Here is a 17,621-nt window from a genome sequence, read left to right as displayed (position 1 = left end):
CTCCATAATATTTAATAGTTATAAACTATATTAAACCCAAAAAACTTTGAACTATGCTCTTTTGTATAATCTGTATCCCTTAAAGGAATATTATAAAATAGTTCTAAATTTAATCTATCTAAGTATATTCTTGAACCTATACTAGAACCTGTAATTTTTCCAAATATACTATTTTTATCTTTTTTAACATATCCATAATCAACTGCTAAATATGGCATAAATATGGCATCTTTTATTTTGTATTGCACAGATAGCTCGTTTCTAGTATAAAAACCACTGCTTCCGCTAAGCCCTGTATTTTTAAAACCTCTTACGCTATAAATTCCACCCATAGATATCTCATCGCTACCAAAAAGCTCATCATTACTATATTGTCCTCTTAAATAAAAATTATATTTTAGGTAATTGTCTGTATTAAAATATCTATTAAATCCTAAATCAACCACATATTTGTCATAATATATCTTAGCTGAAGCCTCTTTGTCTTTACTTCCATCTACCCCTTTGTGGATTAAAAGCTGACTATAATAATCAAATTCGCCTCCCTTATAGCTGTGTCTAAAACCTATGCCTAAAGATGAGCTAGAGTAACTTTGTAAATCCAGTTTTATATTATTTAAAAAATTTTTTGATTTCTTATTGTCATATCTTAAGATAAACTCCAATGCATGATCAAGTGAATGAAACGTTTTATAAGATAGATTTATACCTTTTGAGTTGTTGCTCCCATCTGTTTTAAATATAGTACCAAACTCATCATTGTTTATCTGTTTGTAGTTTGAATAGTTATAATATATATCAAATAAAAATCTCTCATAGGGAACACTATAACTTATTGACGTTCCAAGCGTATTGTCATTGCTTTTAAATACTTTATTTGTAAAGTTGAGGTTTAGATTTAAAATGTCATTTATTTTAAATGGATTTTCAAGATTAAAATTATTATAGATTTGATATTTACCTGTTTTTTTAAAACCATAATTGTTTGTACCAATATTTCCATAGATTCTATTCTTATCACTACCATTTGAAACTTTAATTATGGTATGTTCATCCAAAGAAGATGGAATTAGCTCCATCTTTAAAGCCTGTGATTGCAGTCTTTCGCCTTGTTGCAAAGCGACCTCTAAATCTCTTAAATTTAATATCCTTCCTTTGTAGCCATTATATAGATTTACCATATTTATATCATCTGCTAAGACTTTTTCTACCTTTCCTTCAAGAATGCTTATATCTAAAACACCATCACTTAAATCTTGGATCTTTAAGTATGCCTTGCTTGTGGTATATCCCTTTTTAATATATTTATTTGTTATCTCATTAGTTAGATTTTTTAAATCACTAATGGTATTGCACCTATTTAGATATCTATCTAGTATCTTATTGATATCTTTAATCTTAAATACCCTAATATCTGAAATATTTATTTTATTAATCTGTATGCAATTTTCACTAAATTTAGAGGTTTTGTTTATATCAAGTAGGTCTATATTATAAAATCTACTTTTATTTTTAGTATCTATTTGCTCTTTATAAATCTGTTTTTGGACAAAATCTTTCTGTTTTTGCTTAACAATGTTTTCAGGGGAGATTGTAGCGCAGGAGGAAGATATGATGGCAAAGATTAAAAACAATAATCTCATGCGGATACCTTTTTTTGTATATTAATATATCTATAAATTTATATACAACTTTTTAGCATTCATATTAATATATTTTTGTTTAAAATATATTAAATTTTTAATAGTCTATTTTAGATTTATAAATCTTATGTGTAGTTTTACGAACTATATTTGTTTACTTGTAAATTTTCTTTTAAATATAAATTTGCATAAGAGAAACTAAATGCCGTTATAAGTGATAATACATGTTTTAGCATTTAGGTTCCCTTTAAATTTAACTATTTAGTATAATAGCTTCTTATCTTATCTTCTGCATTTATATCATATTTTTTATTTGGATAGTAGATATTAAGTCTTTTCATCTTGTTTATATCTATGTTTTTAATTACAATAGAATCTATCATTTGTTTTATACCATTCATATAATTTAAATGTAAATTTTCAAGTTCTTCGTTGGTTGTATGAAATTTACTAAATTGAAATTTATGCTCAACCACAATAGCATCTTCTTCTCCATTTTTATTATAATATGGGCATGTTGCATAATAATAAGTATAATTGTGATAATTTATCTCTTTTGTATATTTTAAACTTGTATAACATTTTAATCCTGCTATATAATTAATATATCTACCCCCTGTGTATTTATATCCATTACTACTAAGTTCATCTTCATTAAAAGACATCCCTAAATAATGTTTATAAGAAGATTTTGGGTTTGTGAGTAGATCATGAATTAACTCTTTAGGGGTTTTATTATAAAGTGTAGACAAGGTATTAAATTTTGGATCATAAATACTAAAAGTATATACTCTTGCACTTTCTTTCATTCTACCATCATTTAAAATATTTGGAATTTCTCTAAAAAAATATATCTCATTATATTTAGTATTGATACCATTAAAATATGATTTAAATTTATGCTCAGGATAAGAGTTTGGAATATTAAAAGTAAAATAAGGACTTGTTGCTTTTTCATTTGGATTTAAATCTATATTGGTATAAAAGTTTTTTACCTTATTATCTGCATTTATATCATACTTTTTATCTGGATAATACATTCCTTGTTTTATCATTCTATCTTTATCTATATCATAAATTTCTAAAGAGTCAAATATCTCTTTTACATCTTGTTTAAATGCATAATTCATTTGTTGTGGAGTGTAGTTTTTTGTGCTTGATTGTTTAGAACCTTCTAACACTGTTCCACCAGCCGTAAAGACAAAGTCATAGTGAATTCTTATAAGTGTCTCTTTTCCATTTATGTCATAATATGGACAAATGGTATCATGATTTTTATTTCCTAAACCCATGCCTATATTTTTAGAATAAGTATAAGTATAGCATTTAAGCCCTGCTATATAATCAATATATCTTTTATAATATTCTGTTCTTGATTCTATATCATCTTCTAAATCAAAGTCACTTAAGGGAGCATTGATATAATAATCATAGTGTGTTTTATGTTTAGACAATAAATCATATACTAGCTTGTGTCTTTCTTTTGTTTTATTAAGCTCATATGAAAATATCCTTATATCCTCATTCATCATATTTGGGATGTCTCTATCAAATACAACAAGCTCTTCATCAAATCTATAATAGCCATTGAAAGGTGGCTTCTTAATATCACTTCTAGCCATAGCTGAAAATTTTCTATTTATACTATAAACTCTTGTATCATCTTGCATAATAACTTCCTTGCCATTAACAGGAAGGTCATTAATGCATCCACTAAAAAATATTGTTACGATTATAAATAAAATTATCTTTTTCATTCTCTATACCCACATACTACACCAATATTTTCATAATCCTCACATATATATGAACTATGTGGAGAATCAGATGTAAAAAGCTTAAATATATTTATTAAATTTAATCTATCTAATATATCTGCTTGCTTATCTATTCCAAACTCAATTTTTGTTGGGCTATAAAAACTAAAATTTTTCATTTATAATCCTTAAATTTGATTTACTTCACTACTTCTTGCATTATACACAAACCAGCTTAGCAGAGTAAAAAGTATAACAAAGCCACAGGCTGAAATAATTATAAAATAAGTGTTAAAAATGCTATTTTCGGTAATGTTTTTTAACTCATTTATATTGTGAAGAGCGATCAAAATTCCTGCCAAAGATGCTAAAAATCCTACAAGTTTAAGTAAAAAAATATGAGGATTTATTGATATAAAAAGTGCTGAAATTGTAATTACTCCAAAGCCAATCATAAGGTATGAAAACTCGCTTTGTTCAAAGTTATATGATAGTGCCAAAAAACCCCATAATAGTGCAATTATAAAAGCAAAAGCAAAATATACCGTTCTTTTGTTGCATGTTTTATACATAAAGCAAACAACACCTTTATCTTCTTTGTTGTAATCCATTTGTTACTCCTTGCTTTACTTGTTTTTGTATTTTAAAATTTAAAAGTTAAACAAAAGCTAAAATTTAATAAAATTATTTAAAGTAATAAAAAATTCAAAAGGAGTAAAAATGCCTTTTATAAATATAAAAATGGCAGGTCCAGAGCCTACCAGCGAACAAAAAGAACAAATCATACAAGAGGTGACAGACACTATGGTTAGGGTTCTTGGAAAAAACAAAGAAAGAGTTATGGTTATGCTAGAAACTTTAAAAGATGATGACATAGGTGTAGGCGGAAAAAGTATAAAAAAGATCAAAGAGGAAAGCAAATGAGTGATTTTAGTAAAGAAGATATAGAAAGAAAAGTTGTTTTGCAAAAAGGTGACGATGCTCCAATTTTTGAGCTTGAAAATCAAGATGGTGTTAAAATAAGCCTTAAAGATTTTGTTGGTAAAAATGTTATTTTGTATTTTTACCCAAAGGATAATACACCTGGTTGCACGACAGAAGCTTGTGAATTTACACAAAATTATGATGAATTTATAAAAAATGATACTGTAATTATAGGCGTAAGCCCTGATTCTGTAAAATCTCATGCAGGTTTTATACAAAAACATAGTTTAAAGCATATATTATTAAGCGATGAAACAAGACAAGTTGCTAAGGATTATGGAGTATGGCAAGTTCGTAAAAACTATGGAAGAGAGTATTTGGGCATAGTTAGAACAACTTTTGTTATAGGAAAAGATGGTAAAATTTTAAAAGTATATAAAAGTGTAAAAGCAAAAGAACATGCTGTAAAGGTTTTAGCTGATATAACCAAAGGTTTGTAAAAATATTTAAAATTAAATTATAAAGTATAGTGTATTAATAATTTTTTGATAGACTATTGATGATTTTATATTTAATGAAAGGTCAAAAATGAATACTTCAGATTTTATCTGGATGGATGGCAAACTTGTAAAATGGGATGATGCTAAGGTTCATGTTCTTACTCATTCTTTGCACTATGCAAATGCTGTTTTTGAAGGCACAAGAGCTTATAAAACAGATAAAGGTTTGGCTATATTTAGACTTAAAGAGCACACTAAGCGTCTTTTGAACTCTGCAAAAATGACAGCTATAAATGTTTCTTATACTCAAAAAGAGCTTGAAGATGCACAAATACAAGTGCTTAAAGCAAATAATTTTGACTCAAATGTTTATATTCGCCCACTTATTTATTTGGGTTATGGTGTGATGGGTGTTTCTCATACAAAAGCACCTGTAAATACAGCTATTGCAGCTTGGGAGTGGGGTGCTTATCTTGGTGAAGATGGTTTAACTAAAGGTATAAAAGTAAAAATTTCTAGTTTTGCAAGAAATTCAATCAAAAGCCAGATGGGCAAGGCAAAGGCTAGTTCTAACTACTTGAATTCTCAAATGGCAAATTATGAGGCAAAAGAGGCTGGATATGATGAGGCTTTACTTTTAGATGAGGATGGTTTTGTTGCTGAGGGTTCTGGCGAGTGCTTTTTTATCATTCAAGATGGTGTATTGATAAGCCCTCCAAATGATAATAGCTTGGTTAGTATAACGCAAGATACGGTTATCAAAATAGCAAAAGATCTCGGCATAGAAGTAAGAAGAGAGCGTATAACAAGAGATCAGGCTTATACGGCCGACGAGGCATTTTTTACTGGAACGGCGGCAGAAGTTACTCCGATAAGCAATATAGATGCTAGAATTATCGGCAGCGGGGTAAGAGGTGAAATTACTAAAAAAATTCAAGATGCGTATTTTGATGTGGTTTATGGACGCAATGAAAAATACGCATCATTTTTAACTTATATTTAATAAAAAAGGAAATAAATGCCAGCAGATTTAAACGATTATTTTAATAAACGCAAAGGCTCTAGCCAAAACGATAATAACTCAAATGATGATGAGCCAAGAAGACAAAGACCGAATTTCAAAGGTCCTAAGTTGCCAAATGGGGTTGGAAAATTTGGAGTATTTGCATATATAATTATTGCTATTATTGCTATTATTGCAATAGCTCAGCCATTTGTCATAATAAATTCTGGTGAGGTTGGTATAAAATCAACCGCCGGTAAGTATGAACCGCTCCCACTTCAACCAGGATTTCACTTTTTTGTGCCTTTGATTCAAAGAGTTGCAGTAGTTGATACTAGAGTTAGACTTATAAACTATACATCTGGTGAAGACATGGGTGAAAGCAATATAAAGACATTTGGTGGATCAAATGTTGGGATTATAAGAAAAAACTCAATATCTGTTCTTGATGCTAGAAACTTACCGGTTAGTATAGATATAACTGTTCAATATCGTTTAAATCCCGAAAATGCACCTCAAACAATAGCATCTTGGGGTTTTAGCTGGGAGAGCAAGATAGTTGATCCTGTTGTTAGAGATGTTGTTAGAAGTGTAACAGGAAAATATACAGCAGAAGAGCTTCCTACAAAAAGAAATGAGATAGCTATACAAATAGACCAAGGCATAAGAAAAGATATTGATGCTCAGCCAAATAGACCTGTTGAGTTACTTACAGTTCAGCTTAGAGAGATTATATTGCCAGCTAAGGTTAAAGAGCAAATAGAAAGAGTTCAAATAGCAAAGCAAGAGGCTGAAAGAACAAAATATGAGGTTGAAAGAGCTAATCAAGAGGCGTTAAAACAAGCAGCTTTGGCAGAGGGTTCCGCAAAGGCGGCTATCATAAATGCAAAAGCAAAAGCGGATGCCGTTAAGATAGAAGCAGAAGCTCATGCTTATGCAAATAGAGAGATTGCCAAGAGTTTAGATAATAATTTGTTAAATTTAAAACAGATAGAAACACAGGCTAAATTTAATGAAGCCTTGCGTGAAAACAAAGATACTAAAATTTTCTTAACTCCAGGTGGGGCTGTGCCAAATATTTGGGTTGATACAAAAGATAAGGCTACTCAGAGTTCTATAAATCATTAAATTTGATAAGAATTAGGAAAATATGTGAGCAATATAAATATAAATCGGAGTAGGGCATCAGGACTTATTCTGTGTGTGGTTCAAGAGTGTAAAAGTAAATATTTTTTAATTTTTGCTTATATGAATCAAGAATTTTTTAATTTAAGTATAAAAACAAGATTTGCTCACTATTTTTCTAGAACTAGAAATAGAATGTTGAAAAATATAAACAAAAGTAAATTGATAAGATGCTAGAAAATATAAAACATACTATATTTTTTATTTTTAAAAATGCAACTTTGATAGATTATCTTTCCTATGGCTGGATTTTTCTTGCTTTTATTTTCATGGTTGTATTAAGTATTTTTTTTACTATAAAATGGTATTGGCAAATAGGCTTTTTGGTTTTTTTTGCTAGTTTTGTTGGATTTTTTATTGGTCTTTATTTTGCAAATATCAATTTAAATAAAATTTTAAGAAATGTTGATATTTCAGAGATTAAGACAAAGCAACTCAAGTACTCTAATACACTAATATTGGATTTAAATATAACTAATAAATCAAAACATAAGTTAAAAATTTGCAAATTTGATGTAAATTTCTATACAATATCCAAAAATAAGTTTAAAAATTATATAAATTCGGCAAGGCCATTTTTGGTTAAAAGCGTTTTTATAAAAGAACCTATAGGTGTAAATGAAATGAGAAATATGAAAATAACAGTAAATAATTTTGCCTTTGTTGATTATAATATTGCAACTAGAATGGATTGTTTTTAGTGAGTATAGGTTATTTCACAATAATTCATATTTTGGTTTTGTGTGTTATTTTTGCTCTATTTATATTGTTTTTTGTTTTGTCTTTTAAGGCAGAGAAGAAGTTATTTTGGTCTTTACTTTTTACAAATATCTTAGCTTGTAGTGTTACTGCCGGTTTTTTAATGCCAATACTTGATAAATATACAAAAAAAGGTGTTTTACAAAATGTTAAACATCATAGAATCTTGATTAACGAGACTATTGTTTTTAATGGTGAAGTGAAAAATATTGGTAAATTCCAAATTAGCAAGTGTGATTTTGGAGTTAAAATCGTAAATCAAGCATTAAATACTCATAATGTTTCAGGCAATTCATTTTTTAAATCCAGTGGAGCTTCTTTGTTTTCTTGGTTTTTTGATAGCAATGATGATGAAAAGCCAAATACGGTTGAATATAGTTTTAGTGTAGCTCAAGATCTTAAGCCTAAAAAAACAGCTTCTTTTAGCGTGTCTATGCCATTTCCCCCATACTTTTCAAAAAGTATGATTATAAATAAATTAAATTGTTATTAGGGAGATAATGTGAAAAAAGCATTTTCTATGATAGAGCTTATAATTGTTATTGTTATATTGGGTGTTTTAGCTGCTATAGCAATACCAAGAATTATAGCAACTAGAGATGATGCTGAGATTGTAAAAGCAGCTACAAATATTAATATATTACTTAGTGATTTAAAAACATATTACTTAACAAGGGATAAACTTAGTAAAATGAAAGATATGTCAAGTGTTATTCCCCCAGTAAAGATTAAAAATGATGTATGCCTTAGGATAACTGCTGTTGTTGGAACAGAGTTAATAATTGAAATAAAAGATGATGGCTTATGTTCTGATGTTTGGGCTTTTTCTAAATTTAGAGAACTAAAAGATAATATAATTGCAAATGGAGGAAGATTAAACCTTGCTCCAATGAGTGTTAAATTTCAATAATATTAAAAACAAAAAATTATTTTTTAATTTAATAAACTAACTCTTAGCAATTTTTTGATAGAATCTAGCAATTTTTATTATTATTCAAAAGGTTGCTAACGGTGATAGATGTTATTGAAATTCAAAAGATCCTTCCTCATAGATTTCCATTTTTACTTATAGATAGAGTTGTAGATATAATTCCGGAAAAAAATATAGTTGCGTATAAAAATGTAAGCATAGCTGAGCCTATTTTTCAAGGTCATTTTCCAGATCATCCGATATATCCAGGTGTTATGATAATTGAAGGCATGGCACAAGCCGGCGGTGTTTTGGCGTTTAAGAGTATGAGTGATGAACATCAAGCAGATATTCACAATAAAGTTGTATATTTTATGAGTATTGATGGTTGTAAGTTTAGAAGTCCTGTTAGACCAGGAGATAAGCTCGAATATCGTTTAGATGTCTTAAAACATAAAGGTAATATTTGGGTTTTAAAGGGCGAAGCTTATGTCGATGATAAATTGTGCGCTGAGGCTGAGCTAAAAGCTATGATAGTAGACAAATAGGATAAAAATGAAAAAGATACATCAAACAGCAGTTGTAGAAGATGGTGCTATCATAGGAGATGATTGTGTCTTAGAAGCCTATTCTTATATAAGCAAGGATGCCGTGCTTGGAAACAATGTGACAGTAAAACAAGGTGCGAGGATAATAGGTAAGACAAATATAGGAGATAATTCTCGTATTTTTAGTTATGCTATCGTTGGTGATATACCGCAAGATATAAGCTACAAAAATGAAACCAATACAGGTGTTATCATAGGAAAAAACGCTACGATCAGAGAGTTTTGTACTATAAACTCAGGAACCCATAAGGGCGATGGTATAACAAGAATAGGCAATAATGCTTTTATTATGGCTTATTGTCATGTTGCTCATGATTGCTTGCTGGGAGATAATATAATACTTGCAAACAATGCTACCCTGGCTGGTCATGTTGAACTGGGAGATTTTTCTGTTGTAGGAGGCCTTACCCCTGTTCATCAGTTTGTAAAAGTTGGTGAGAGTTGCATGATAGCCGGGGCTTCTGCTTTATCTCAAGATGTTGTTCCGTTTTGTTTGGCTGAAGGAAACAGAGCTTATATAAGAAGCTTGAATTTGGTAGGAATCCGTCGTAGATTTGATAAAAAACAGGTTGAAAATTTAGTAAGTGCTTATAGGTTTTTATTTAATCAAGGTATTGGCTTAAAAGAACAAGCAAATGAGCTTTATGCAAAAACTGATGATATAAATGTAAAAAAAATGTGCGAGTTTATTATAAATACTAAACGTGGGATACCGCTCGCAAAAGGAAGAAATTAATGGCAAAAAAATGTAATTTTTGTGGCGAATATGAATCTAGCGATAGACGTGTATTGTCAAATGAGGATGATAGTGTTTTTATATGCGAATATTGTGCTAATGCTGCTTATAATGTGCTTTATGGCGAAGAAAGCTTAGAAGAAACAACGATAAATAAAAGCGAAGAAAATCAAAATTTAACCCCAAAAGAGCTAAAAGCCGTTCTTGATAGTTATGTGATAGGTCAAGATAAGGCAAAAAAGGTTTTTAGTGTTGGTGTTTATAATCACTACAAGAGAATTTTCAAACAAAAAGATATAAAAGATGATATAGAATTAGCAAAATCAAATATATTGCTTGTTGGCCCAACTGGAAGCGGTAAAACGCTAATGGCTCAAACCTTGGCTAAATTCCTAGATGTTCCTATTGCTATTTGTGATGCCACTAGTCTTACAGAGGCTGGTTATGTTGGCGAAGATGTAGAAAACATACTTACTCGTTTACTTCAAGCTGCAAACGGTGATGTGAAAAGAGCCGAAAGAGGCATAGTTTTTGTAGATGAGATAGATAAGATAGCAAGAATGAGTGAAAATAGAAGCATTACTCGTGATGTTTCTGGAGAAGGCGTCCAACAAGCTCTTTTAAAAATCATAGAAGGAAGTGTTGTAAATATTCCACCAAAAGGGGGCAGAAAACATCCAAACCAAGATTTTATACAAATTGATACTACTAATATCTTATTTGTTTGTGGTGGTGCTTTTGATGGACTTCTTGATATTATAGAAAGAAGAGTTGGGAAAAATACACTTGGTTTTAATCAAGAAAAGCGAAACAAAAGCGAAAGAGAAGAGCTTTTAAATTTATTAGAACCTGATGATTTGGTTCATTTCGGTCTTATACCAGAACTTATTGGTAGACTTCACGTTGTCGCTACATTAAATGAAATCACAAAAGAAGATATGGTTAAAATTTTAACAGAGCCTAAAAACTCTATCTTAAAACAATATGAAAAACTATTTGCCATAGATGGTGCTAGTTTGAAATTTGATGATGAGGCTTTGGCTCAAGTTGCATCTCTTGCTATAGAGAGAAAGACCGGAGCTAGGGGTCTTAGAAGTATAATGGAAGAGCTTATGATGGATTTAATGTATGATTTGCCAGAGCTTTCCGGATACGAGATTGTTATATCAAAAGATGTTGTTAAAAATGGCGAAAAGCCTTTGCTTATAAAGCAAAATAAAAGTGCGGAATAAAAAGGAAACAGATGATTTTAGATCAATTAATTGGTTTTTTTTCAAGTGATATGGGTATAGATTTGGGTACTGCAAATACTTTAGTGCTTGTTAAAGACAAAGGAATAATCATAAACGAACCATCAGTTGTTGCGGTTCAAAGAGAGAGATATGGCAAGCAAAAAATATTAGCCGTAGGTCATGCTGCAAAAGAGATGGTTGGAAAAACCCCAGGTGATATTGAGGCAATAAGACCCATGAGAGATGGTGTTATTGCTGATTTTGATATGACTGAAAAAATGATTAGATATTTTATAGAAAAGACGCACAAAAGAAAGAGTTTTTTAAGACCTCGTATTATTATATCTGTTCCTTATGGACTTACTCAGGTTGAAAGAAAAGCTGTTAGAGAGAGTGCATTAAGTGCAGGTGCGAGAGAGGTTTTTTTGATAGAGGAACCAATGGCTGCAGCAATAGGCGCAAATTTACCTATAAAAGAGCCACAAGGAAGTCTTATTGTTGATATAGGTGGGGGGACTACCGAGATAGGAGTTGTTTCGCTTGGTGGTTTGGTTATTAGTAAATCAATAAGAACAGCTGGAGATAAGATGGACGCTAGCATTGTAAATTATATAAAAGAAAAATATAATTTATTAATCGGCGAAAGAACTGGCGAAGATATAAAGATAAGTATAGGCTCAGCTGTTCAGCTTGAAAGAGAACTTAATATTGTCGTAAAGGGTAGAGACCAAATGACTGGTTTATTAAGTAGGATAGAGCTTACAAGTGAAGATGTAAGAGAAGCTATGAGGGAGCCGCTAAAAGAGATAGCAGATGCTTTAAAGACAGTTCTTGAAATGATGCCACCTGATTTAGCTGGGGATATTGTTGAAAATGGTATAGTTTTAACTGGTGGCGGTGCTTTGATAAGAGGACTTGATAGGTATCTATCTGATATAGTCAAACTTCCTGTTAGTATAGCGGATGAGCCACTTTTAGCAGTTGCTATGGGAACTGGTAAGGCCTTAGGGGAGATAGGACTGCTTCAACAGTTAACTAATGAAGACTAAAATTATTTTTTTTATCTTTATTGTTTTATTGGTTGTATTTTCAATAAAAAAAGGTTCAAGCATAAGCAGTGTTTCTGTTGGCTTGAACAATTTTGTTGTTAATGTCTATATTGATATTACAAAGACTATTAAAGATAAGATAAACGAACATTTTAGACAGGTTGATGAAATTCAAACCCTAAGAACTCAAAATTTAGAGCTTGAGCATTCAGCAACCTTGTTATCAACTTTTGCAAACGAATTAAATCAAATTTTACAAGATAAAAAATCAAGTTCTTATATGCCTAAAGTCGCTTTAGTTAAGAGTTTGAGTTATGTAAATATAAGCGATTATAATAAAATTTGGATTAGTAGATTTAGAGATTATAATTCTTCAAAAATTTATGGGCTTATGTATCAAGGCAGAAGTGCTGGTATAGTTGTTCCAAAAGAAAATAAACCTATGGCTTTATTGCAAAATGATCCAAAAAGCATATTTTCTGTTTATATAGGAGATGAAAAGATACCTGGTGTTGCACACGGAAATAAACATGGAATAATTATTAAGTATATACCTCAGTGGCTTTCTTTAAAAGTTGGAGATGAGGTTTTTACAAGTGGGCTTGATGGTATATTTTTTAGTGGTGTTCCAGTCGGGAAAATAACCAAAATTTATGAAGAAAGTTCTTATCAGAGTGCCATTGTTGAACCTTATGTTAAGGTTAATATACCAAGCTATTTATATGTTGTTATAAAGGAAAAATAATGCCAAAAAGAGATGATATTAAGAGTGTTTTACTAATAGGCTCAGGCCCAATTGTTATAGGCCAAGCTTGTGAGTTTGATTATTCCGGCACACAAGCCGCTAAGACATTAAAAGAGCTTGGTTACCGTGTCGTTTTGATAAACTCAAATCCAGCTACCATTATGACTGATCCTGACTTTGCTGATGCTACATATATAGAACCTATAACAAAAGAGAGCATAAAAAATATCATCTTAAAAGAAAAAGTTGATGCTATTTTACCAACCATGGGTGGACAAGTCGCTTTAAATGTTGCTATGGAACTTTATGAGAATGATATGCTTGGTGATGTTAAATTCTTAGGTGCAAATCCAGAAGCCATAAAAAAGGGTGAAGATAGACAAATTTTTAAAGAGGTTATGAAAAAAATTGGTATGGATTTACCAAAGTCAGCATATGCTTATAACTATGAAGAAGCTATAAGTGCTGCTAATGAAATAGGCTTTCCGCTTATCATTAGGGCATCTTTTACTCTTGGTGGTGCTGGTTCCGGTGTTGCTTATAATATTGATGAGTTTAAAGAACTTGCGCTGTTTGGTCTTGAAGCATCTCCAATACATGAAATTTTAATAGAAGAGAGCTTGCTTGGTTGGAAAGAGTATGAGATGGAAGTTATTAGAGATAAAAATGATAACTGCATTATTGTATGCTCGATAGAAAACCTTGATCCAATGGGTGTTCATACGGGAGATAGTATAACGATAGCTCCAGCACTAACATTAACAGATAAAGAATATCAAATGATGCGTGATGCCTCTTTTGCTATACTTCGTGAAATAGGTGTGGATACTGGCGGAAGCAATGTTCAATTCGCCTTTCATCCACAAACTGGAAGAATGATAGTGATAGAGATGAACCCAAGAGTTAGTAGATCATCAGCTCTTGCTAGCAAGGCTACTGGTTATCCTATCGCAAAGGTTGCTACATTATTAGCTGTTGGTTTTAGTCTTGATGAGATAAAAAACGATATAACAGGAACCCCAGCTTCTTTTGAGCCAGTTATTGATTATATAGTTACAAAAATTCCACGCTTTACATTTGAGAAATTTCCTGGCTCAAATCCATATCTAGGAACAGCGATGAAGTCTGTTGGTGAGGTTATGGCTATTGGAAGGACTTTTAAGGAAAGTATCCAAAAAGCACTTTGTTCTTTGGAAAGAGATTTGAGCGGTTTTGATATGTTAAAACTTAGCAAAGATGAGCTTGTGTATGGTCTAAGACATGCAAACGAAAAGCGAATTTTGATGTTAGCACAAGCTTTTAGAGATGGTTTTGATATAGAAGATGTTTATGAATATACCAAGATAGACAGATATTTTTTAAATCAAATCAAAGAGATAGTTGAGTTTGAAAAGCAAGTTGATATGGATATTTTAAATGATGAAAATTTATTAAGAAAAGCTAAAACAATGGGCTTTTCTGACAAGATGCTTGCGATTTTGATAAACGAAAAAGATAATTTAGAATTAAGCCAAAATGACATATTTTTTGCGCGTTCAAAATTAGATATTGGTTTAGAATATAGCGAAGTTGATACTTGTGGTGGTGAGTTTAAAGCCTTAACACCTTATCTTTATTCAAGCACAAATATCACAAAGATACCACAAAAAACAGAAGTTTCGGAAGATAAAAAAGTAATGATAATAGGCGGCGGACCAAACAGAATAGGTCAAGGTATAGAGTTTGATTATTGTTGTGTTCACGCTAGTTATGCTCTTAAAGACTTGGGAATAAAAACTATAATGTACAACTGTAACCCAGAAACCGTTTCTACTGATTATGATACTAGTGATGTGCTTTATTTTGAGCCTATTGATTTTGAGCATTTAAGAGCTGTAATAGAGCATGAAAAACCAGATGGGGTTATCGTTCATTTTGGTGGTCAAACGCCACTTAAATTTTCAAAAAGATTAAGTATAGCTGGAGCAAAAATAATAGGAACTAGTGCTAGGACTATTGATATTGCTGAGGATAGAAAGAAATTTAGTGAGTTTATAAATAAAATCGGCGTTAAACAACCAAAAAATGATACCGCAACTAGCGAAGATGAGGCTATAAAAAAGGCTGCCGAGATAGGCTATCCTGTGCTGGTTCGCCCTAGCTATGTTCTTGGTGGTAGAGCTATGAGAAGAGTTCATAACGAGAGTGAGCTTAGGGAGTATATGAACGAGGCTGTAAGTGTTAGCAATAATTCTCCTGTATTGCTTGATAAGTTTTTACAAAATGCAACAGAGCTTGATGTTGATGCTGTAAGTGATGGCAAAGATGTTTATGTGGCTGCTGTGATGGAGCATATTGAAGAGGCTGGAATACACTCAGGCGATAGTGCTTGCATACTTCCTGCTTTGAATTTAAAAGATGAAATGATAGCAAAAGTAAGAAATCAAACGAAAGAGATAGCTCTAAACTTGGGTGTTGTTGGGCTTTTAAATATTCAGTTTGCTATATATGAAAATGAGCTTTATATGATAGAGGTAAATCCAAGAGCATCAAGAACCGTTCCTTTTGTCAGTAAAGCTACCGGTGTTCCGATTGCAAAAGTAGCTACTAGGGTTATGTGGCAAGGGGATTTACGAGAGGCTCTTAAATACTATGATAAATATAATGTAGTAACTTATGATAATGGAATTTTTATACCAAAATCGCAAAACCATATTTGCGTAAAAGAGGTTGTTCTGCCGTTTAATAAGCTAAATGGGGCTGATTTGATTTTGGGTCCTGAGATGAAATCAACAGGCGAGGTTATGGGTATTAGCAACAATTTCGCAAAATCATTTGCAAAATCACAGATTGCTGCAAATAATACACTTCCAACTAGTGGAAATGTCTTTTTAACACTTGCTGATGTAGATAAAATTTATGCGGTAAAACTGGCAAAAGAACTTATGGATTTAGGATTTAAGATTATAGCTACTGGCGGAACATATAAGGTTTTAAAAGAGTATGATTTGGATGCTGAGTTTGTTTATAAGATAAGTGAAGGAAGACCAAATATAGAAGATAGATTGAAAAATGGCGAAATTGCACTTGTTATAAATACGAGTGACAGTAAATCAAATGCCGATGATGGCAAAAAAATAAGACAAAGTGTGCTTAGATTTAAAATACCTTATTTTACAACTATAGCTGCTGCTCAGGCTGCTGCAAAATCCATAAAAAGTGTTCAAGATGGTTTAGTATATGAGGTCGTATCTATTCAAGATTATTTGGAGCAAAACGTATGATTGAAGGTGGTATAGGTGGAGGTAATACAATAACAGGTCTTGTTTTTGAAGGCAAGGTTGATTTAGCTACTTTTTTATCAAATCAATCCGGTTATAGAATTGGTGAAAATTTTGATGTTTTTTATAATGATGAGATTGTTGGTAGGATTTTTAAAAAGCATAGTTTTTATAAATTTCTTGAAGAAAATAATGTTAATTGGAAAAATATTATATCAAAGAAGTTGCTGCCAGATGATAGTATTTATGTAATTATCAACAATACTTTTTTTATAATTGAATGTAAATTTCAAAAAGTGGCAGGTTCGGTTGATGAAAAATTACAAACTTGTGATTTTAAGAAGAAACAATATATAAAATTATTATCTCGTCTTAATATGGAAGTTGAATATATTTACCTTTTAAGCGATTGGTTTAAAAAACCAGAATACAGAGATGTTTTAGATTATATTATAAGTGTTAGATGTAGATATTATTTTAATTATATTCCGCTTGATGTTTTAGGGTTGCCCGTTCCATGAAAAAAGAATTTCAAATATATAATGGTGATACTTTTGAAATTTTGCCAAATTTTAAATCACAGTTTGAACTTATTTTTGCCGATCCGCCTTACTTTTTATCTAATGATGGTTTATCTATACAAAGTGGTAAAATAGTTTCTGTGAATAAGGGAGAATGGGATAAAAGCTATGGTATTGATGAGATAGATAAATTTAATTTAAATTGGCTTGATTTAGCAAAGAACTCTTTAACAGATAATGGTAGTATTATGATAAGCGGGACATACCATAATATTTTTTCCATAGGTAGGGCTTTACAAAAATTAGATTATAAAATTTTAAATATCATAACTTGGCAAAAGACAAATCCACCGCCAAATTTTAGTTGTAGATATTTAACACATTCAACTGAGCAAATTATTTGGGCTAGAAAAAGTCAAAAGCATAAGCATATTTTTAATTATGAACTTATGAAAAAAATCAATCAAAATAAACAAATGAAAGATGTTTGGAGTTTTCCTGCCATCGCTCCTTGGGAAAAAAGTTTTGGAAAACACCCAACACAAAAGCCACTCTCTCTTTTGGTAAGGTTAATATTAATGGCTAGTAATAAAAACTCGTTAATCTGCGATCCTTTTTCTGGCTCATCAACAACAGGAATTGCAGCTAATTTAATAGGCAGAAATTTTATAGGTATAGAAAAAGAGTCTGAATTCGTTCAAATGTCGTTAAATAGAAAAAAAGAATTAGATGTGAAATACGAGTTTTTTAAAAGTAAAATTTCCGATTTTAAGTTTTTATAATTATCAT

Annotated in this window: 19 protein-coding genes; 15 read left to right on the top strand and 4 right to left on the bottom strand. The window is 31.0% G+C overall.

All coding sequences use genetic code 11. From position 1 onward, the window contains the following. Positions 1 to 11 precede the first annotated feature (11 nt). The 4 genes from CPIN18021_RS07940 to CPIN18021_RS07925 form a co-directional block, all read right to left on the bottom strand. Positions 12 to 1,643 carry a ShlB/FhaC/HecB family hemolysin secretion/activation protein gene (locus CPIN18021_RS07940; protein ID WP_078423873.1) on the bottom strand — a complete coding sequence of 544 codons (1,632 nt, stop codon included), beginning with the start codon at positions 1,641 to 1,643 and terminating at the stop codon, positions 12 to 14. 257 nt (positions 1,644 to 1,900) lie between these two features. Then, on the bottom strand, positions 1,901 to 3,400 hold the full coding sequence (locus CPIN18021_RS07935; RefSeq protein ID WP_157888054.1) for a hypothetical protein: 1,500 nt from the start codon (positions 3,398 to 3,400) through the stop codon (positions 1,901 to 1,903). Continuing rightward, positions 3,397 to 3,579, bottom strand: a complete 183-nt coding sequence (locus CPIN18021_RS07930) for a hypothetical protein (protein ID WP_078424788.1) — start codon at positions 3,577 to 3,579, stop codon at positions 3,397 to 3,399. The genes CPIN18021_RS07935 and CPIN18021_RS07930 overlap by 4 nt, the downstream gene beginning before the upstream one ends. Before the next feature lie 9 nt (positions 3,580 to 3,588). Then, positions 3,589 to 4,011, bottom strand: a complete 423-nt coding sequence (locus CPIN18021_RS07925; protein WP_078424787.1) for a hypothetical protein — start codon at positions 4,009 to 4,011, stop codon at positions 3,589 to 3,591. Between the two features lie 109 nt (positions 4,012 to 4,120). Between CPIN18021_RS07925 and CPIN18021_RS07920 the strand changes: the two genes are divergently transcribed. The 15 genes from CPIN18021_RS07920 (at position 4,121) to CPIN18021_RS07845 (ending at position 17,614) form a co-directional block, all read left to right on the top strand. Continuing rightward, complete coding sequence (locus CPIN18021_RS07920; protein WP_078423869.1) at positions 4,121 to 4,324, top strand: tautomerase family protein; 204 nt, start codon at positions 4,121 to 4,123, stop codon at positions 4,322 to 4,324. Then, positions 4,321 to 4,824: a thioredoxin-dependent thiol peroxidase gene (gene bcp, locus CPIN18021_RS07915; protein WP_078424786.1), complete on the top strand. Its 504-nt coding sequence runs from the start codon at positions 4,321 to 4,323 to the stop codon at positions 4,822 to 4,824. Before CPIN18021_RS07920 ends, bcp begins: the two co-directional genes overlap by 4 nt. 88 nt (positions 4,825 to 4,912) lie before the next feature. Continuing rightward, entirely contained in the window at positions 4,913 to 5,827 is a 915-nt protein-coding gene (locus tag CPIN18021_RS07910; protein ID WP_078423867.1) for a branched-chain amino acid transaminase, read from the top strand. A 15-nt stretch (positions 5,828 to 5,842) separates the two neighbouring features. Further along, a complete protein-coding gene (locus tag CPIN18021_RS07905; RefSeq protein WP_078423866.1) occupies positions 5,843 to 6,955 on the top strand; it encodes a prohibitin family protein in 1,113 nt (370 codons plus the stop codon). 227 nt (positions 6,956 to 7,182) lie between these two features. Beyond that, positions 7,183 to 7,713: a DUF2393 family protein gene (locus tag CPIN18021_RS07895; protein ID WP_078423864.1), complete on the top strand. Its 531-nt coding sequence runs from the start codon at positions 7,183 to 7,185 to the stop codon at positions 7,711 to 7,713. Continuing rightward, positions 7,713 to 8,264, top strand: coding sequence for a DUF2393 family protein (locus CPIN18021_RS07890; RefSeq protein ID WP_078423863.1), 552 nt, complete (start codon positions 7,713 to 7,715; stop codon positions 8,262 to 8,264). Before CPIN18021_RS07895 ends, CPIN18021_RS07890 begins: the two co-directional genes overlap by 1 nt. 9 nt (positions 8,265 to 8,273) lie before the next feature. Beyond that, positions 8,274 to 8,681, top strand: a complete 408-nt coding sequence (locus CPIN18021_RS07885) for a prepilin-type N-terminal cleavage/methylation domain-containing protein (RefSeq protein ID WP_078423862.1) — start codon at positions 8,274 to 8,276, stop codon at positions 8,679 to 8,681. 101 nt (positions 8,682 to 8,782) lie between these two features. Beyond that, positions 8,783 to 9,229, top strand: a complete 447-nt coding sequence (gene fabZ, locus CPIN18021_RS07880) for a 3-hydroxyacyl-ACP dehydratase FabZ (RefSeq protein ID WP_069633273.1) — start codon at positions 8,783 to 8,785, stop codon at positions 9,227 to 9,229. A 7-nt stretch (positions 9,230 to 9,236) separates the two neighbouring features. Then, complete coding sequence (gene lpxA / locus CPIN18021_RS07875) at positions 9,237 to 10,025, top strand: acyl-ACP--UDP-N-acetylglucosamine O-acyltransferase (RefSeq protein WP_078423861.1); 789 nt, start codon at positions 9,237 to 9,239, stop codon at positions 10,023 to 10,025. Then, positions 10,025 to 11,257: an ATP-dependent Clp protease ATP-binding subunit ClpX gene (clpX, locus tag CPIN18021_RS07870; RefSeq protein WP_078423860.1), complete on the top strand. Its 1,233-nt coding sequence runs from the start codon at positions 10,025 to 10,027 to the stop codon at positions 11,255 to 11,257. Before lpxA ends, clpX begins: the two co-directional genes overlap by 1 nt. An 11-nt stretch (positions 11,258 to 11,268) precedes the next feature. Then, complete coding sequence (locus CPIN18021_RS07865) at positions 11,269 to 12,306, top strand: rod shape-determining protein (protein WP_069633276.1); 1,038 nt, start codon at positions 11,269 to 11,271, stop codon at positions 12,304 to 12,306. Next, complete coding sequence (gene mreC / locus CPIN18021_RS07860; RefSeq protein WP_078423859.1) at positions 12,296 to 13,051, top strand: rod shape-determining protein MreC; 756 nt, start codon at positions 12,296 to 12,298, stop codon at positions 13,049 to 13,051. The genes CPIN18021_RS07865 and mreC overlap by 11 nt, the downstream gene beginning before the upstream one ends. Next, positions 13,051 to 16,314 (top strand): carbamoyl-phosphate synthase large subunit, encoded by a 3,264-nt coding sequence (gene carB / locus CPIN18021_RS07855; protein ID WP_078424785.1) that lies wholly within the window; start codon positions 13,051 to 13,053, stop codon positions 16,312 to 16,314. Before mreC ends, carB begins: the two co-directional genes overlap by 1 nt. Next, positions 16,311 to 16,832, top strand: a complete 522-nt coding sequence (locus CPIN18021_RS07850; RefSeq protein WP_078424784.1) for a PD-(D/E)XK nuclease superfamily protein — start codon at positions 16,311 to 16,313, stop codon at positions 16,830 to 16,832. The genes carB and CPIN18021_RS07850 overlap by 4 nt, the downstream gene beginning before the upstream one ends. Continuing rightward, the gene (locus CPIN18021_RS07845) at positions 16,829 to 17,614 is read left to right on the top strand and encodes a DNA-methyltransferase (protein WP_078424783.1); all 786 of its coding nucleotides are present in this window, start codon (positions 16,829 to 16,831) and stop codon (positions 17,612 to 17,614) included. The genes CPIN18021_RS07850 and CPIN18021_RS07845 overlap by 4 nt, the downstream gene beginning before the upstream one ends. Positions 17,615 to 17,621 lie beyond the last annotated feature (7 nt).

Origin of the sequence: Campylobacter pinnipediorum subsp. caledonicus (assembly GCF_002022005.1) — a bacterium.
GTDB classification, from domain to species: Bacteria; Campylobacterota; Campylobacteria; order Campylobacterales; family Campylobacteraceae; genus Campylobacter_A; species Campylobacter_A caledonicus.
The sequence above is the reverse complement of the archived record's forward strand: the minus strand, read 5'-3'. Positions and strand labels throughout refer to the sequence as shown.

Excerpts from the sequence above, each read along its gene's own strand:
- CPIN18021_RS07940 (WP_078423873.1), bottom strand. The coding sequence starts at position 1,643 with ATGAGATTATTGTTTTTAATCTTTGCCATCATATCTTCCTCCTGCGCT.
- CPIN18021_RS07935 (WP_157888054.1), bottom strand. The coding sequence starts at position 3,400 with ATGAAAAAGATAATTTTATTTATAATCGTAACAATATTTTTTAGTGGA.
- CPIN18021_RS07930 (WP_078424788.1), bottom strand. The coding sequence starts at position 3,579 with ATGAAAAATTTTAGTTTTTATAGCCCAACAAAAATTGAGTTTGGAATA.
- CPIN18021_RS07925 (WP_078424787.1), bottom strand. The coding sequence starts at position 4,011 with ATGGATTACAACAAAGAAGATAAAGGTGTTGTTTGCTTTATGTATAAA.
- CPIN18021_RS07920 (WP_078423869.1), top strand. The coding sequence starts at position 4,121 with ATGCCTTTTATAAATATAAAAATGGCAGGTCCAGAGCCTACCAGCGAA.
- bcp (WP_078424786.1), top strand. The coding sequence starts at position 4,321 with ATGAGTGATTTTAGTAAAGAAGATATAGAAAGAAAAGTTGTTTTGCAA.
- CPIN18021_RS07910 (WP_078423867.1), top strand. The coding sequence starts at position 4,913 with ATGAATACTTCAGATTTTATCTGGATGGATGGCAAACTTGTAAAATGG.
- CPIN18021_RS07905 (WP_078423866.1), top strand. The coding sequence starts at position 5,843 with ATGCCAGCAGATTTAAACGATTATTTTAATAAACGCAAAGGCTCTAGC.
- CPIN18021_RS07895 (WP_078423864.1), top strand. The coding sequence starts at position 7,183 with ATGCTAGAAAATATAAAACATACTATATTTTTTATTTTTAAAAATGCA.
- lpxA (WP_078423861.1), top strand. The coding sequence starts at position 9,237 with ATGAAAAAGATACATCAAACAGCAGTTGTAGAAGATGGTGCTATCATA.
- clpX (WP_078423860.1), top strand. The coding sequence starts at position 10,025 with ATGGCAAAAAAATGTAATTTTTGTGGCGAATATGAATCTAGCGATAGA.
- CPIN18021_RS07865 (WP_069633276.1), top strand. The coding sequence starts at position 11,269 with ATGATTTTAGATCAATTAATTGGTTTTTTTTCAAGTGATATGGGTATA.
- mreC (WP_078423859.1), top strand. The coding sequence starts at position 12,296 with ATGAAGACTAAAATTATTTTTTTTATCTTTATTGTTTTATTGGTTGTA.
- carB (WP_078424785.1), top strand. The coding sequence starts at position 13,051 with ATGCCAAAAAGAGATGATATTAAGAGTGTTTTACTAATAGGCTCAGGC.
- CPIN18021_RS07850 (WP_078424784.1), top strand. The coding sequence starts at position 16,311 with ATGATTGAAGGTGGTATAGGTGGAGGTAATACAATAACAGGTCTTGTT.
- CPIN18021_RS07845 (WP_078424783.1), top strand. The coding sequence starts at position 16,829 with ATGAAAAAAGAATTTCAAATATATAATGGTGATACTTTTGAAATTTTG.